Below are 14,642 nucleotides of genomic sequence, written 5' to 3'. Positions count from 1 at the left end.
CCAGGTGCTGGCGCCGGATGTCGCGGCGATGGGGGCCTCCGACGCGTTTGCCGCCGAACGCCTGCTGCCGCCCCACCGGGCCTGGCTCACCGGGTTGCCGGCCACGCTGCAGCTGTCGGACGAGGTCTTCTGCTGCCACGGCACGCCCGGCAGCGACCTCGTCTACTTCCTCGAATCCGTCGACCCCGGCGGCATGCGGCCGGCTACCCTCGCCGAGGCGACTTCTCGCGCTGGCGATGCCCAGCAAGGCGTGGCGCACGGCGTGATCCTGTGCGGCCACACCCACGTGCCGCGCGGGCTGCAGCTTGCTGATGGCCGCCTCATCGTCAACCCCGGCAGCGTCGGCCTGCAGGCCTACGACGACGACCACCCGCACCCGCACGTGGTCGAGAACGGCACGCCGCACGCCCGCTATGCGCTGCTGACGCGCCGCCCCGCGGGCTGGCAGGTCGAATGGCGCGCCGTGCCCTTCGACGCCGAACCGGCCGCCCGGCTGGCGCAGCAGCACGGCCGCCCGGACTGGGCCCACGCGCTGCGAACCGGCTTCGTTGTGGAAACTGCACAGGCGAGTGCCCCGATCCGCCCCGTAACATCGCGCGCATGAATCCAATCGTCGGGTGGGGCCTCGCGGTGATCGCGGTGGCGGCAGCGTGGCAGGCGTATGGCTGGCAGGGCGTCGTGATGGCCGCATCGGTCATCGTGTTCTGGCTGCTGATCCAGTTCAGCCGCGCGCTGCGCGTGATGAAGAACGCCGGCCAAGCGCCGGTCGGCCACGTCGGCAGCACCGTGATGCTGCACTCGAAGCTGAGTGAAGGCCTGACGATGATGCAGGTGGTGACGATGACGCGCAGCCTCGGCCGCAAGGTCGACGCCCTGGCCGACACCTGGGCCTGGGCCGACGACGGCGGCAGCGAGGTCACGCTCGAATTCAAGCGCGGCAAGCTCGCCAAGTGGACGCTGGTGCGGCCTGATCCGGAGGTTCCGGCGGAGCCGCCGGCCAATCCGTAAAATCGCCTGCTCTCAGTCTGATTCTTCAGTCTGATTTCCTCAGCCAATTCCCCACACAGGAGCCTGCCATGTCGATGGCCGATCGCGACGGAAAAATCTGGATGGACGGGCAACTGGTGGACTGGCGCGACGCCAGGATCCACGTGCTCAGCCACACGCTGCACTACGGGTGCGGTGCCTTCGAGGGCGTGCGCGCCTACAAGACGGCCAAGGGCACGGCGATCTTCCGGCTGCGCGAGCACACCGAGCGGCTCTTCAACAGCGCGAAGATCCTGCGCATGAAGATCCCGTTCTCGCAGCAGGAGGTGATGGACGCGCAGCGCACCGTGGTGCGCGAGAACCAGCTCGAGAGCTGCTACCTGCGCCCGCTGACCTGGATCGGCTCCGAGAAGCTGGGTGTGAGCCCGAAGGGCAACCAGATCCACCTGATGGTCGCCGCCTGGTCCTGGGGCGCCTACCTGGGCGAAGAAGGCCTCAGGCGCGGCATCCGCGTGAAGACCAGCAGCTACACCCGCCACCACGTCAACATCACGATGACGCAGGCCAAGGCGGTCAGCAACTACACGAACTCGATCCTCGCCAACATGGAAGCCACCGAGGACGGCTACGACGAGGCGCTGCTGCTCGACGCCTCCGGCTTCGTCAGCGAAGGCGCCGGCGAGAACATCTTCGTGATCAAGAACGGCGTGGTCTACACGCCCGACCTGTCGGCCGGTGCGCTGAACGGCATCACCCGCAACACGATCTTCGCGATCTGCAACGACCTCGGCCTGAAGCTGGTCGAGAAGCGCATCACCCGCGACGAGGTCTACATCAGCGACGAGGCCTTCTTCACCGGCACCGCCGCCGAGGTGACGCCGATCCGCGAGCTCGACCGCATCGAGCTCGGCAGCGGCTCGCGCGGGCCGATCACCGAAAAGATCCAGAGCGCGTTCTTCGACATCGTGAACGGCCGCAATCCCAAATACGCCGAATGGCTGACCGCCGTCTGAGGACCCCATGAGCAGCAGCAAGCAACAGGAAGTGGTTGAAGTCACCGCGCACGACGTGCAGGGCCCCGGCGTCGTGTTCTGCCCGAACCCGAAGATGACGCTGTGGAGCACCCACCCGAAGGTGTTCATCGACGTCGCGACGACCGGCGAAGGCAAGTGCCCGTACTGCGGCACCGTGTATCGCCTGAAGGCCGGCGAAAAACTCCACACGCACTGAACGACGCGATGAACCGCGCCTTGCTGATCGCCCCGCAGTGGATCGGCGACGCGGTGATGTCGCAGCCGCTGGTCGGCCGGCTGGTGGCGCGCGGCGACGAGGTGACGGTCGCCGCGCTGCCGTGGGTCGCGCCGGTGTACCGGGCGATGGCCGGCGTGCGCGAGGTGATGGAGCTGCCGTTCGCGCACGGGCGGCTCGACTGGTCGGCGCGGCGCCGTGTCGCGGCCACGCTGCGCGGCCGCTTCGACACCGCCTACGTGCTGCCGAACTCGATCAAGTCGGCGCTGATCCCGTTCTTCGCCGGCATTGCGCAGCGCATCGGCTACCAGGGCGAAGGCCGGCCGCTGCTGCTGAACAAGCGGCTGCCGAACCCGGGCGGGCGCCCGCCGATGGTGGCGTTCTACAGCGCACTGGCGGGCGGACCGGCCGAGACCGAGCGGCCGCGCCTGCAGTTCGATGCGGCGACGCTCGAGCGCGTGACCACCGCGGCCGAGCTGGCGCCGCAGCAGTACTGGGCCTTCGCGCCGGGTGCCGAATACGGCCCGGCCAAGTGCTGGCCCGCCTCGCACTACGCCGAGCTCGCGCGTTCGCTGCATGCCGCCCACGGCCTGCCGGTCGTGCTGCTCGGCTCGGGCAAGGAAGTCGCGCTGTGCGACGAGATCGCCGGGGCCGCGCCCGGCGCCTGCCGAGTGCTTGCCGGCAAGACCACGCTGATCGACGCGATGGCACTGATCGCCGGCGCCCGCGGGGTCGTCAGCAACGATTCCGGGCTGATGCACGTCGCGGCGGCGTTCGGCATCCCGCAGGTCGCCGTGTTCGGCTCGACGAGCCCGGAGCACACGCCGCCGTTGAACCCGCGCGCGCAAGTGATCTGGCTGAAGGAGGAGCTGCAGCTCGACTGCGCCCCCTGCTTCGACCGCAGCTGCCGCTTCGGCCACACCCGCTGCCTGACCGGCGTCAGCGCGCAGCGGGTGGAAGCCGCGCTCGACGACCGGCTGCGCCTCGCCTGACACCGGCAGCCCCGCGATGCCGCCCACCGACCTGCAGCAGGACCGCTTGATGCGCGAGGCGCTGGTCGGCGCCGGCACCTCGGTCTGGGCCTGGGACATGGAGGCCGACGCGCTCGGCGGCATGGACGGCAGCGTCGCGCTGCTCGGCTACGCGGTCGGCGAGATGCTGCCCACCCAGGCCGGCTGGGACAGCGTGATCCACCCCGACGACCGGCCGCTGAACCACGCCGCCTACCTGCGCCATGCGCGCGGCGAGATCCCGGCCTACGAGAGCGAGTACCGCGCGCGCCACAAGGACGGCAGCTGGCGCTGGCTGTCCGAGCGCGGCCGCATCGTCGAGTGGTGGCCCGACGGCCGGCCGCGCCGCATGGTCGGCACGCTGAGCGACGTGACGCTGCGCCGCCAGGCGCAGGGCGAGGCGGCCGAGCGCGACGAGCGGCTGCAGCAGATCATGCGGCACGTGCCCGGCGTGCTGTACCAGTACCGGCTGTGGCCGGACGGGCGCGCCGAGATCCCGTTCGTCAGCGACCGCTGCACCGAGGTGCTGGGGCTGACGCCGCAGCAGCTGATGGGCGATGCGCTGGAGATGTTCCGCCGCATCGCGCGCAGCGACCGCGAGGAACTGATGGCCGCGGTGTCGAACTGGGCGCGCAGCAAGGCGACGCAGCGCACCGAATACCGCTACCACCACCCCGACGGCAGCCTGCGCTGGATGCAGGCGGTGTCGTCACCGCGGCGTGCGCCGGACGGCTCGATCCTGTGGCACGGCTACCTCGAGGACATCACCGAGTACCGCGAGCTCGAGAAGGCGCGCGCCGCTGCCGCGACGGCCGATGCGGCGAACCGCGCGAAGACCGAGTTCCTGTCGCGCATGAGCCACGAGCTGCGCACGCCGCTGAACGCGGTGCTCGGCTTCGCGCAGCTGCTGGAGCTCGACGAAGAGCCGCTCAGCGTGGCGCAGCGCCGGCGCGTCGGGCTGATCCGCGAATCGGGCGAGCACCTGCTGCGCATGATCGGCGACCTGCTCGACCACAGCCGCATCGAGGCCGGCCAGCTGTCGGTGGAGTCGGCCGACATCGCGCTCGGCCCGCTGCTCGGCGAATGCCTCGACATGCTGGCGCCGCAGGCCGGCGAGGCAGGCGTGACGCTGCGGCCGATCGAAGGCGCGCAGGCGCTGCAGGTGCGCGCCGACCCGACGCGGCTGCGCCAGGTGGTGCTGAACCTGCTGAGCAACGCGGTGAAGTACAACCGCGCCGGCGGCTCGGTGTGGGTGCGTGCCGAGGCCCGCGACGGCGAGGTGCTGCTGCAGGTGATCGACGACGGCATCGGCATCGCGGCCAAGGACCTGCCGCAGCTGTTCGAGCCGTTCAACCGGCTTGCGCAGGCGCGCAGCGGCATCCAGGGCACCGGCATCGGCCTCGCGATCACGCGCGCGCTGATCGTGCTGATGGGCGGGCGCATCGAGGTCGAGAGCGCGCCGGGCGTCGGGTCGACGTTCAGCGTCACGTTGCCTCGCAGCGCGTAGCCCGGAAGCCATTCCGGGTTTCGGCTGCCGCTCCCGGAATGGCTTCCGGGCTACGAACTCAGCTTGCCGACGTAGAGCACCGGCCCGGTCGGTGCGCCCGATGGCGACCCGCCCGGCGGCTCCAGCGTGACGGCGAGCGCCGACGTGCCCTGCAGCACCTGGCCGCGGCGCACCACCGTCGAGCCGCTGGCCGAGATCACGCCCAGCGAGCGCGGCGCGCCGCTCGGCGGCAGCGCCCACAGCTCGAGCGAGCGGTCGGCCTGCACGCTGACGGGGGCCAGCGGCCGCGTCACCATCGCGCGGCCATCGGCGCTGATGCTGGCGACGAAGCTGGCCGGCGTCACGGCATTCGGCTGGTCGGCCGGCGCGGCGGCCGACAGCACGACGACCACCGGCGCCTGCGCCGGCGGCGGGGTCGCGACGACGAAGGCCAGCGCCAGCGTCGCCGCGGTGGCGACGCCGCTCAGCACGCGCCAGAACGCGAGGCGCGCCCACCAGGCCTGCGACGGTGCCTCGGTGGGCCGCAGCCCGAGCCGGGTCTCGATGCGCCGCCACACGCGCGCCGGCGGCTGCACCGGGGCGAGCGTGACGGTCAGCGGCATCAACCGGTCCTGCCAGCGCTGCACCGCGCTGCGCAGCGCCGGGTGGCCGGGCAGCAGCGATTCGAAGCGCCGCCGCGCCGGGCCGCGCAGCGTGCCGGCGACGTATTCGGCGCCGAGGCGATCGGCCCGTTCAGGCCGGCTGTAGTCCATCAGGCAGCCCGCGCACGGCTGTCGCGCAGCACGGCGTTGTCGAGGCAGGCCTTCAGCGCCAGCAGCGCGCGCCGCACCCACGATTTCACGGTGCCGAGCGGCTGGCGCATCTGCTCGGCCACCTCGGCATGGCTCAGGCCGTCGTAGAACGCGAGGGCCACGCTCTGCCGCTGCGGCGCGCTCAAGCCGTCCATGCACTGCGCGAGCGCGCGGGCGTCCGAGGCGCGGCTCAGCATCTCGAGCGGCGTCGGCGCGTCGTCAGGCACATCGTCGTACACGTCCTTGTCCTCGTCGTCGTGGAACGGCGCCGGTTGCGTCTGCGGCTCGGTCTGCTTGCGGCGCAGGCTGTCGATCGCACGGTTGCGCGCGACGCTGGTCAGCCAGGTCAGCGGCTGGCTCTGTGCCGCATCGAAACTCTGCGCGGCGCGCCAGACGTTGACATACACCTCCTGCAGCACGTCTTCCGCCTGCGCCCGGTCCCGGTTGATACGCAGCACGACGGCGAACAGATGCGCGCTGGTGCGCTCGTACAGCGCCGCGAAGGCCTGGCGGTCGCCGAGCCCGCTGCGCGCCAGCAGCGCCGACAGCTCCTTGCTGCGATCACTCCATCCGGCGGGTGCTGCTGCCATGGCGCTGGAAGTCACGAGGGGGCGTGACGTGGTTCACGTGGCGGCGATTCTATGCGGGGCCTCGCGGGGCTTTACCCCGTCCGTACAATCTGCGCCCATGCAGCCTGTTCGTGAATTCGTCCTCACCCTGTCGTGCCGTGACACCAAGGGCATCGTCTACACCGTCTCGGGCCTGCTGTACCAGGCCGGCTGCAACATCCTGGATTCGCAGCAGTTCGGCGACATCGGCGAAGCGTCGGCGACCGGGCTGTTCTTCATGCGCGTGCATTTCGAGGCGCCGGCGCACCTGGCCGAGGTCGCGACGCTCGACAAGCTGTTCACCAGCGTGCGGGAGCAGTACGGCATGGACGCGACCTTCCACGACCTGTCGCGCCGGCCGCGCCTGCTGCTGATGGTGAGCCAGCACGGCCACTGCCTGAACGACCTGCTGTACCGCTGGCATTCGCAGCAGCTGAATGCCGACATCGCGGCCGTCGTGTCGAACCACCCCGATTTCGCCAGCCTCGCCGAGCGCTACCAGATCCCGTTCCACCACCTGCCGCTGCCGGCCGGCAGCAGCCCCGAGGCGAAGCGCGCGCAGGAGCAGCAGATCGAGGCGCTGATCGAGCGCGAGCAGGTCGACCTGACCGTGCTCGCGCGCTACATGCAGATCCTGAGTGCCGGCTTCTGCAGCTTCATGAAGGGCCGGGCGATCAACATCCACCACAGCTTCCTGCCGAGCTTCAAGGGCGCGAAGCCGTACTTCCAGGCGCACGACCGCGGCGTCAAGCTGATCGGCGCGACTGCGCACTACGTGACCGCCGACCTCGACGAGGGGCCGATCATCGAGCAGGACGTGGCCCGCGTCGACCATTCGCTGAGCGCGCAGGACTTCACCGCGGTCGGCCGCGATGTCGAATGCATGGTGCTGGCGCGCGCGGTGCGCTGGCATGTCGAGCACCGTGTGCTGCTGAACGGTCAGAAGACCGTCGTCTTCCGATAAGGAACCCCGCCGATGGCCCGTCCCAAACCGCCCGCTGCCGCGCTGCTGTCCTCGGCCGACGACACCGAGCAGCAGTTCTACGAGGCGCTGCAGCGCGGCGACATCGAGAAGCTGATGGCGGTCTGGTCGGACGACGACGACATCACCTGCGTGCACCCGGGCGGGCCGCGGGTGGTCGGGCCGGCGGCGATCCGCGCCGCGTTCGAGTCGATGTTCTCGAACGGCACGATCGATGCGCACCCCGAGAAGGTGCGGCGGCTGGAGAGCGAATCGACGTCGGTGCACAGCGTGCTCGAGCGGGTGCAGGTGATGACCAACGAGGGCCCGCAGGCGGCCTGGGTCGTCGCGACCAACGTGTACGTGAAGACGGCGCTCGGCTGGCGCATGGTCGCGCACCATGCGAGCCCCGGCTCCGTCGGCGAGGTGCAGGAGGTCGGCGAAGCGCCGGCAACACTGCACTGAAGGGGGCATCGATGGACTTCCTGTCCCCACGCTGGCTCGGTGGCCGTGGTGCCGTCGGCGGCAACCTGCAGACGATCTGGCCGGCGCTGTACTCGAAGCGCTACCACGGGCCGGCGCCGGTCTACCGGCGCGAGCGCTGGTCCACGCCCGACGGCGACTTCATCGACGTGGATTTCCAGGTGGGTGCTGACGTGGCAGATGCAGCGGCCGGTGCGCCGATGCTGGTGCTGTTCCACGGCCTCGAAGGCTCTTCCGCGAGCCACTACGCGCAGGCCTTCGCGCACTGGGCGCGCGAGCGCGGCTGGCACTACGTGGTGCCGCACTTCCGCGGCTGCTCGGGCGAGATCAACCTCGCGCCGCGCGCGTACCACTCCGGCGATTTCGAGGAGATCGGCTGGGTGCTGCAGGTGCTGCGCGCGCGCCACGCCGGGCCGATCGTCGCGGTGGGCGTGTCGCTCGGCGGCAATGCGCTGCTGCGCTGGGCCGAGGAGGCGGGCGACACGGCCTCGGCGGTGGTGCGCGGGGTCTGCGCGATCTCGTCGCCGATCGACCTGGCAGCCGGCGGGCAGGCGATCGGGCGCGGCTTCAACCGGCATGTCTACACGCGCATGTTCCTGCGCACGATGATCCCGAAGGCGCTGCGCAAGTGGGAGCAGCACCCTGGCCTGTTCGACCGCGAGCGGCTGCGCGCGGCCCGTGACCTGTATGCGTTCGACAACGTCTTCACCGCGCCGCTGCACGGCTTTCGCGACACCGACGACTACTGGAAGCGCGGCTCGGCCAAGCCGCACCTGCACCGCATCCGCGTGCCGGCGCTGGTGCTGAACGCGCGCAACGACCCGTTCGTGCCGGCGCACAGCCTGCCGCGGCAGGCCGATGTCGGCCCGTTCGTCACGCTGTGGCAGCCGCACCATGGCGGGCATGTGGGATTCCCGGCGGGTGCATGGCCCGGGCATGTGATGACATTGCCGGAGCAGGTCATGGGATGGTTCGCGCCCCACGTGGCCGGCTGATTCCCCCGAAAGGAGCCGCAATGGACGAGATGGTCAAGGCTGCACTGAAGAAGTGGCCCAACGTGCCGGCCTGCGTCGGCTGGCTCGCGCTCGATGCGCGCGGCGAGTGGTACATGCGCGACGACCGCGTGCAGGCGGCGGGGGCGTTCCCGCAGGTCAAGGGCAGCGTGATCCGCCATGACAAGCTGCGCGAGTTCATCGGGCGCAATTACGAGGGCGATGTGCGCGGCCGCTGGTTCTTCCAGAACGGGCCGCAGCAGGTGTTCGTCGAACTGGAGGCGGCGCCCTGGGTGTGGCGACTGGCCGCGCAGCCGGAGGCGCCGCCGCAGCTCGAATCGCACACCGGCCGCGCGGCGCGCATGGACACCGCCTGGCTCGATGAAGCGGGGCGGCTGTACCTCGGCACCGAGCTGGGCCTGGGCCTCGTGCACACGCTCGACATGGAGACCGCGGCCGATGCCGTCGAACGCGGCTGGTGGGCGCCGCAGCCGGTCGAGCAGGCGGCCTTGCTGCGGCAGTTCGGCGTCTGCCTGAGCCCGCAGCGCCTGGAATGAGAAAGCCGGCGCGAGGCCGGCTTCGACGGGTGGGCGTGGACGTGCGTCCCGCTTGATCTACTTCACGCCGGAGGCGGCGGCCGACGCAGCCGGGGCCGCTTCGGCGGCGGAGGCGGCCGCAGCGGGTGCAGCACCGGAGGCCGGCGCGGCCGCGGGTTCGGCGAACTTGGCGCCGCCCTTGTTGGCCATGTAGACGACGGCGCGGCCGATCTCGACATCGCTGAAGTCGCCGCCGCCCTGCGGGCCCATCGCGCCCTTGCCCTTCAGCGCGTGGGTCAGCAGCACGTCGTAGCCCTGCGGGATGCGCGGCGCCCAGGCGGCGGTGTCGCCGAACTTCGGCGCACCGGCGACGCCGGCGGTGTGGCAGGCGGTGCACTGGGCGGCGAAGACCTGCTCGCCGTTCTTCAGCGAGGCGGGATCGGACAGGTCCTTGACCTCGTAGCCGGCGATCGGCTGGATGCGCTTGGCAACGGCCTCGGCCTTCAGGCCATCGCTGCCGGCGGCGGGCTGGTGATCGGCCTCGACGTAGCTGACCAGCAGGATGATGGCGATGATCGGGATCACGAAGGCGAAGAACACCGCGAGGATCAGCTGCTTGGGCGTCTTGATCGGACCCTCGTGCGGGGCGTCGTGTTCGGGAGTGCTGTGGGCGTCGCTCATGGAGTTCCTCGAGGCGTATCCGTTGGCTGGCGGTACTGGCAAAACCGCGGGATTATAGAGGCCGCCCCCCGGCGCGCCACCGGGCTCACCCGGGGTCGGTGGCGGTCACTGTAGAATCCCGCACTTCGCGCCCGTAGCTCAATGGATAGAGTACTGCCCTCCGAAGGCAGGGGTTGCTGGTTCGATCCCAGCCGGGCGCACCATCTCCGCACCCCGCAGCACCATCGGTCCACTTCACGGAAGAACGATCCCCATGCGCGCTGCAGCGGTGAGCGACGATGCACACAAGGCGTGCCGCAACTGCGGCGAGACACTGCGCGGTGCCTGGTGCCACGCCTGCGGCCAGAGCGGTCACCTGCACCGCTCGCTGCTGCACCTGGGCGAGGAGGTCCTGCACGGCCTGCTGCACTTCGAGGCCAAGGGCTGGCGCACGCTGCCGCTGCTGGTGGCGCGGCCCGGCCTGCTGACGCGCCGCTTCATCGACGGCCAGCGCGTGCGCCATGTGTCGCCGCTGGCGCTCTTCCTGTTCACGGTGTTCCTGATGTTCTTCGTGGTGTCCCTCGGACCCAAGGGAACGCCGGACCGTCTCGCAGGCGCCGCATCCGAGCGGGCCGACCTGCTGGCCGAGGTGAAGGAGGCCGATGCGGCGGTCGCCAAGGCCGAGCAGGAACTCGCCCGGATCCGGGCGCGGGGTGAAGACCTCACCGATGCACTCGCCGAACTGGCCGAAGCCCGCCAGGAGGCGCGCACGCAAGGTGCCGCCCTGCAGGCCTTCGACGCTTCGCCGAGGGCGGCTGCCGCGCCGGCATCGAGCCCGGTCGACGGAAAGCGCCGCACCCAGGTGAACACCGGCAACGCGAAGCTCGATGCGGCGATCCGCCACGCCATCGACAACCCGGAACTGGCGCTCTACAAGCTCAAGGGCACGGCCTACAAGTTCTCATTCCTGCTGGTGCCGATCTCGCTGCCGTTCCTGTGGCTGATGTTCTTCTGGCGCCGCGGGATCGCGATGTACGACCATGCCGTCTTCTCGCTCTACTCGCTGACCTTCATGTCGCTGCTGGTGACGGTCGCGGCGCTGCTGTACGGCACGCCTGCGCAGGGCTTCGTCGCGCCGCTGCTGATCCTCGTGCCGCCGGTGCACATGGCCGTGCACCTGCGCGAAGCCTATGGCCTGACCTGGTCGTCGACCCTGTGGCGCACCGGCGTGCTGCTGTGCGTGTGCCTGGTGGCCCTGCTGCTGTTCCTGGCCGCGATCCTCGCGCTGTCGATGGCCTGATCGCCTGCTCGCGAGTTCACCCCTGCACCTGCCTCCCATGCTTCGCACCCTGACCCTCGCCACCCTCTGCGCCACCTTCCTCGCCGGCTGCTCGGTGATGAGCAAGGACGATTGCCTGAAGGCCGACTGGCGCGAGCTCGGCCGCCGCGATGCATCGCAAGGCCTGACGATCGAGCGCTTCGCCGCGCGTGCCGACGCCTGCCGCAAGAACGACATCGGCGCCGACCGCACCGCCTATGCCGCCGGCCATGCCGACGGGCAGCGCGCCTACTGCACCGGCGAACTCGGCGAGAACGATGCGACGCTCGGCAAGGTGTCGGCGCCGCTGTGCGCGCCGGTGCCGGTCGGCAACGCCTACCGGACCGGCTACGAGATGGGCTTGATCAGCTTCTGCACCGCGCGCAGCGGCTACGAGTTCGCGCGGCTCGGCGGCACCTACCGCAACACCTGCCCGGCGGATCTCGCGGGGCCGTTCAACGCCGGCCTGCGCATGGGCACCGAACTGCGCGAGCTGAACAACCGCCTCGACGGCATCCTGCGCGATGCGACCGAGCAGCGGAGGGTTCTGGCCGACGACAAGTCGAGCGCCGACCAGCGCGACACCGCCCGGCGGCAGCTGCGCCAGCTGGATGCCGACGAGGCTGCGACGCGCCGCCTCATCCGCCAGGCCGAGCTGTCGGCGCTGTCGCTCTGAGCGCCGCCACGCCGCGCTGAGCTGTCGCCCTCAGCCCACGACGTCGCTGACGAGCAGCGCCGTGCGCGCCGCCGAGGTCGCCAGCGGATGGCGCGGCTCTTCGGGCAGCTCGGCGGTCTGCTCCCAGATCGTGTTCGCCAGCACGGCCGCCGGGCTGCCGTGCGGGACGTGGCGCGGCCGCACCATCAGCACCTCGACCGGCGCGGTCCAGCGCGGCTGGGCGCACAGCAACTCGCCGGCCCGCAGTTCGTGGCTCACCATCGACTCGTAGACCATGCCGAGCCCGAGCCCCTGGGCCACCAGCGCGTGCAAGCCGGACATGCTCTGTGCGACGCCGGCCACGCGCAGGTGGGGCAGCGTGCGCTCGCGCGCCAGGCCCCGGTTCAGGAAGCTCGCCAGCGGATGCGCATCCGCATAGTCGACGACCGGCACCGGCCGCTGCGGCGTGCCCGGCAGCTCGAACAGCGGCCGGCCGCCGCGCGCGCCCACCACCGGCATCAGGCGGTCGCGCGCGACCAGCTTGGCCTGGAACAACTCCGGGGCGAGGTCGACCGCCGCATGCGGATCCTGGGCCACCACCCACAGCAGCGAGCGGCCCGACAGCAGCGAGGCGCGCGCGTGGCGCTCGTCGTGGCCGATGATGCGCAACGCCGTGTCGGGGCAGCGGCTGCGGATGCGCCCGAGCAGCCGCGGCAGCAGGCCCGCCTCGAGGCCGTCGGCGACGGCGATCGTCACGGCATGGGGGTGGTGGTGGATGCGCAAGGGATCCGGTCCTTGCGCGGCGTCGAGCATCGACTGCAGCCCGATCGCCAGCGGTGCGAAGCGGCGCCCCGCTGCCGTCAGCAGCAGCGGCTGTGCCAGGCGATCGAACAGCGGCGCACCGACCCACTGCTCCAGCGCCTGGATGCGCCGCGACAGCCCCGACTGCGACACGCCCAGGCGCTGCGCCGCGTGCGTGAAGCTGCCGCAGTCGATCACCGCCTGGAAATCATCGAGCCATCGGACGTCCATCGGCATCGCTGCGTCCTCGGCCGCTGTGCGTCGTCGGAACCGGGAACATCCGGGTGTCGGGGTGCGTGTGGCGCCAGACCGTTTCGCCGTCGACGAACAGCCGCGATTCGCCGGTCTTCAGCGGCGACCACGGCTCGTCGACCGTGAGTGGCGCGGTCGCGATGACGACCATGCGGTCGTCGCGCCGGTTCAGCACGCCCAGGTCGAGCGACACGTCGCAATCGACCAGGCGGGCGGTCGGAAACGGGTGGCGGCGCTCCAGCACCACCAGCCGGCTGGAGCAGTGCGCGTACAAGCCCTGGCCGTTGGACAGCAGGATGTTGAAGTTGCCGTGCCGCGCAATCGATGCCGACAGCTCGGCCACGCACGGCGCCATCTCGAGCCAGCCCGGCGGTTGCGGCCGGTCGCCGAAGCGCTCGCGCAGCTGCTGCAGCATCCAGCAGAAGGCCTTCTCGCTGTCGGTGCTGCCCATCGGCAGGAAGGGCCCGCGCAGCGGCGGGTGGAAATCGCGCAGGTCGCCGTTGGTCGCGAAGATCCAGGACTGGCCGCCCCACTCGCGCTGGAACGGGTGGCTGTTCGACAGCATCGGCTCGCCCTGCGTGGCCTTGCGCAGGTGGGCCAGCACGATCTTCGACTTGATCGGGTAGCGGCTGACGAATTCGGCCAGCGGCGAATCGCAGGCCGGCTGGTCGTCGAGAAAGATGCGGCAGCCGGATCGCTCGTAGAACGCGATGCCCCAGCCGTCGGCATGGTCGCCGGTGCGGCCACCGCGTTGCGCGAAGCCGGTGAACGAGAAAGTGATCGCGGCATTCGCGCTGGAGCTCATCCCGAGTAGCTGGCACATGGCAGATCTGGTGTTCAATACGCGCCATGCTGTCCTCCAATTGAGGAGAAATGACGAAGTTCGATGCGATCGCCCGCGAGTTGCGCGAGCACAGGCACCACCTCTCGATGCTGTGCGTCGCGGCGTTGCTGGCGGCGTGCGCCTCGGGCCCGCCGAAATCGTCGTCTCGCGACGGACCCGAAGCGAAGCCGCCGCCCGACCTCGCGCGCGTGCCCGATGCGCAGCCGCAGGTCGAGCCGATCCGCCCGGGCGGGCCGAACAAGCCCTACGAGGTGCTCGGCAAGGACTACACGCCGCAGCGCGACGACAGCCCGTTGACCGAGAAGGGCCTGGCCTCGTGGTACGGCCGCAAGTTCCACGGCAGGCGCACCGCGAGCGGCGAGGTCTACAACATGTACGCGATGACGGCCGCGCACAAGACGATGCCGATCCCGAGCTATGCCCGCGTGCGCAACCCGGCCAACGGGCGCGAGGTGGTCGTGCGCGTCAACGACCGCGGCCCGTTCCACCCGGGCCGCGTGATCGACCTGAGCTACACCGCGGCGCTGAAGCTCGGCGTGCTGAACGGCGTCGCGCCGGTCGAGGTCGAGCGCATCACGTTCGAGCAGATCCGCGCCGGGTCGTGGCGGCGCGACGGGGGCGCGACGGAGCTGGCTGCCGTGTCGACCCCCTTGCCGGTGCCGGTCGCCGCCGTGCCGATGCCCGAGCTGCCTGCCGCATCGGCCCCCGATGCGCCGGTCGACCCGAAACCCAGCCGCGCCTTCACGACCGCGGCACAAGGCTTCTGGGTGCAGCTCGGCGCGTTCAAGCAGCGCGATGGCGCCGAGGAGTTCCAGCGCCGCGTGTCCGGCGAACTCGACTGGCTGGCGCCCTTGCTCGCGGTGTTCAGCGAGCCGTCGATCTTCCGGTTGCAGGCCGGGCCCTACCCGAGCCGTGGCGAGGCGCAGGACGCTGCAGCCCGCATCCGCGAGGCGCTGAAGCTGGTGCCGTTGATCGTCGAACGCCGCTGA

Annotated in this window: 18 protein-coding genes and 1 tRNA gene; 14 read left to right on the top strand and 5 right to left on the bottom strand. The window is 70.8% G+C overall.

What is annotated here, in order from left to right; translation table 11 throughout:
* The 6 genes from AC1D01_RS00635 to AC1D01_RS00610 all read left to right on the top strand — a co-directional run.
* Positions 1-604: metallophosphoesterase family protein (locus AC1D01_RS00635; protein ID WP_477864184.1), on the top strand; the 604-nt coding region annotated here is incomplete at its 5' end.
* Positions 601-1,008, top strand: coding sequence for a hypothetical protein (locus AC1D01_RS00630; protein WP_477864183.1), 408 nt, complete (start codon positions 601-603; stop codon positions 1,006-1,008). The genes AC1D01_RS00635 and AC1D01_RS00630, both read left to right, overlap by 4 nt.
* Before the next feature lie 68 nt (positions 1,009-1,076).
* Positions 1,077-2,000, top strand: a complete 924-nt coding sequence (locus tag AC1D01_RS00625; protein WP_477864182.1) for a branched-chain amino acid transaminase — start codon at positions 1,077-1,079, stop codon at positions 1,998-2,000.
* Between the two features lie 7 nt (positions 2,001-2,007).
* Positions 2,008-2,217 carry a zinc-finger domain-containing protein gene (locus AC1D01_RS00620; RefSeq protein ID WP_073468799.1) on the top strand — a complete coding sequence of 70 codons (210 nt, stop codon included), beginning with the start codon at positions 2,008-2,010 and terminating at the stop codon, positions 2,215-2,217.
* 8 nt (positions 2,218-2,225) lie between these two features.
* Complete coding sequence (gene waaF, locus AC1D01_RS00615) at positions 2,226-3,227, top strand: lipopolysaccharide heptosyltransferase II (RefSeq protein WP_477864181.1); 1,002 nt, start codon at positions 2,226-2,228, stop codon at positions 3,225-3,227.
* 16 nt (positions 3,228-3,243) lie between these two features.
* Entirely contained in the window at positions 3,244-4,752 is a 1,509-nt protein-coding gene (locus AC1D01_RS00610) for a sensor histidine kinase (RefSeq protein WP_477864180.1), read from the top strand.
* A gap of 50 nt (positions 4,753-4,802) precedes the next feature.
* Here AC1D01_RS00610 and AC1D01_RS00605 read toward each other — a convergent pair whose 3' ends face one another.
* Together AC1D01_RS00605 and AC1D01_RS00600 are read right to left on the bottom strand one after the other, a co-directional pair.
* On the bottom strand, positions 4,803-5,504 hold the full coding sequence (locus AC1D01_RS00605) for an anti-sigma factor (RefSeq protein ID WP_477864179.1): 702 nt from the start codon (positions 5,502-5,504) through the stop codon (positions 4,803-4,805).
* Positions 5,504-6,148 carry a sigma-70 family RNA polymerase sigma factor gene (locus AC1D01_RS00600; protein WP_477864178.1) on the bottom strand — a complete coding sequence of 215 codons (645 nt, stop codon included), beginning with the start codon at positions 6,146-6,148 and terminating at the stop codon, positions 5,504-5,506. The genes AC1D01_RS00605 and AC1D01_RS00600 overlap by 1 nt, the downstream gene beginning before the upstream one ends.
* A gap of 82 nt (positions 6,149-6,230) precedes the next feature.
* Here AC1D01_RS00600 and purU point away from each other — a divergent pair, with 82 nt between their 5' ends.
* From purU to AC1D01_RS00580, 4 genes are read left to right on the top strand one after another with little or no spacing between them, the layout of a single operon-like run.
* Positions 6,231-7,115, top strand: coding sequence for a formyltetrahydrofolate deformylase (gene purU, locus AC1D01_RS00595; RefSeq protein WP_477864177.1), 885 nt, complete (start codon positions 6,231-6,233; stop codon positions 7,113-7,115).
* A gap of 12 nt (positions 7,116-7,127) precedes the next feature.
* Positions 7,128-7,577 (top strand): YybH family protein, encoded by a 450-nt coding sequence (locus tag AC1D01_RS00590; RefSeq protein ID WP_477864176.1) that lies wholly within the window; start codon positions 7,128-7,130, stop codon positions 7,575-7,577.
* A gap of 11 nt (positions 7,578-7,588) precedes the next feature.
* Positions 7,589-8,590 carry a YheT family hydrolase gene (locus AC1D01_RS00585; RefSeq protein ID WP_477864175.1) on the top strand — a complete coding sequence of 334 codons (1,002 nt, stop codon included), beginning with the start codon at positions 7,589-7,591 and terminating at the stop codon, positions 8,588-8,590.
* A gap of 20 nt (positions 8,591-8,610) precedes the next feature.
* Positions 8,611-9,144 carry a DUF2946 family protein gene (locus AC1D01_RS00580; RefSeq protein ID WP_477864174.1) on the top strand — a complete coding sequence of 178 codons (534 nt, stop codon included), beginning with the start codon at positions 8,611-8,613 and terminating at the stop codon, positions 9,142-9,144.
* 57 nt (positions 9,145-9,201) lie between these two features.
* Here AC1D01_RS00580 and AC1D01_RS00575 read toward each other — a convergent pair whose 3' ends face one another.
* A complete protein-coding gene (locus AC1D01_RS00575; protein ID WP_477864173.1) occupies positions 9,202-9,804 on the bottom strand; it encodes a c-type cytochrome in 603 nt (200 codons plus the stop codon).
* A gap of 127 nt (positions 9,805-9,931) precedes the next feature.
* Between AC1D01_RS00575 and AC1D01_RS00570 the strand changes: the two genes are divergently transcribed.
* The 3 genes from AC1D01_RS00570 (at position 9,932) to AC1D01_RS00560 (ending at position 11,777) form a co-directional block, all read left to right on the top strand.
* Positions 9,932-10,007, top strand: a tRNA-Arg gene (locus AC1D01_RS00570).
* A gap of 50 nt (positions 10,008-10,057) precedes the next feature.
* Positions 10,058-11,083 carry a DUF3667 domain-containing protein gene (locus AC1D01_RS00565; protein ID WP_477864172.1) on the top strand — a complete coding sequence of 342 codons (1,026 nt, stop codon included), beginning with the start codon at positions 10,058-10,060 and terminating at the stop codon, positions 11,081-11,083.
* A 37-nt stretch (positions 11,084-11,120) separates the two neighbouring features.
* The gene (locus tag AC1D01_RS00560; RefSeq protein WP_477864171.1) at positions 11,121-11,777 is read left to right on the top strand and encodes a DUF2799 domain-containing protein; all 657 of its coding nucleotides are present in this window, start codon (positions 11,121-11,123) and stop codon (positions 11,775-11,777) included.
* Between the two features lie 30 nt (positions 11,778-11,807).
* Here the strand turns inward: AC1D01_RS00560 and AC1D01_RS00555 are convergent, their stop codons facing one another.
* Together AC1D01_RS00555 and AC1D01_RS00550 are read right to left on the bottom strand one after the other, a co-directional pair.
* A complete protein-coding gene (locus AC1D01_RS00555) occupies positions 11,808-12,794 on the bottom strand; it encodes a LysR family transcriptional regulator (RefSeq protein WP_477864170.1) in 987 nt (328 codons plus the stop codon).
* Positions 12,766-13,632 carry a class II glutamine amidotransferase gene (locus AC1D01_RS00550; protein ID WP_477864169.1) on the bottom strand — a complete coding sequence of 289 codons (867 nt, stop codon included), beginning with the start codon at positions 13,630-13,632 and terminating at the stop codon, positions 12,766-12,768. The genes AC1D01_RS00555 and AC1D01_RS00550 overlap by 29 nt, the downstream gene beginning before the upstream one ends.
* A gap of 50 nt (positions 13,633-13,682) precedes the next feature.
* Between AC1D01_RS00550 and AC1D01_RS00545 the strand changes: the two genes are divergently transcribed.
* Positions 13,683-14,642, top strand: coding sequence for a septal ring lytic transglycosylase RlpA family protein (locus AC1D01_RS00545; RefSeq protein WP_477864168.1), 960 nt, complete (start codon positions 13,683-13,685; stop codon positions 14,640-14,642).

This window comes from Rhizobacter sp. P3_B12 (assembly GCF_056402895.1).
Note: the sequence above shows the minus strand (reverse complement) of the source record. Positions and strands in the feature narration are given on the sequence as shown.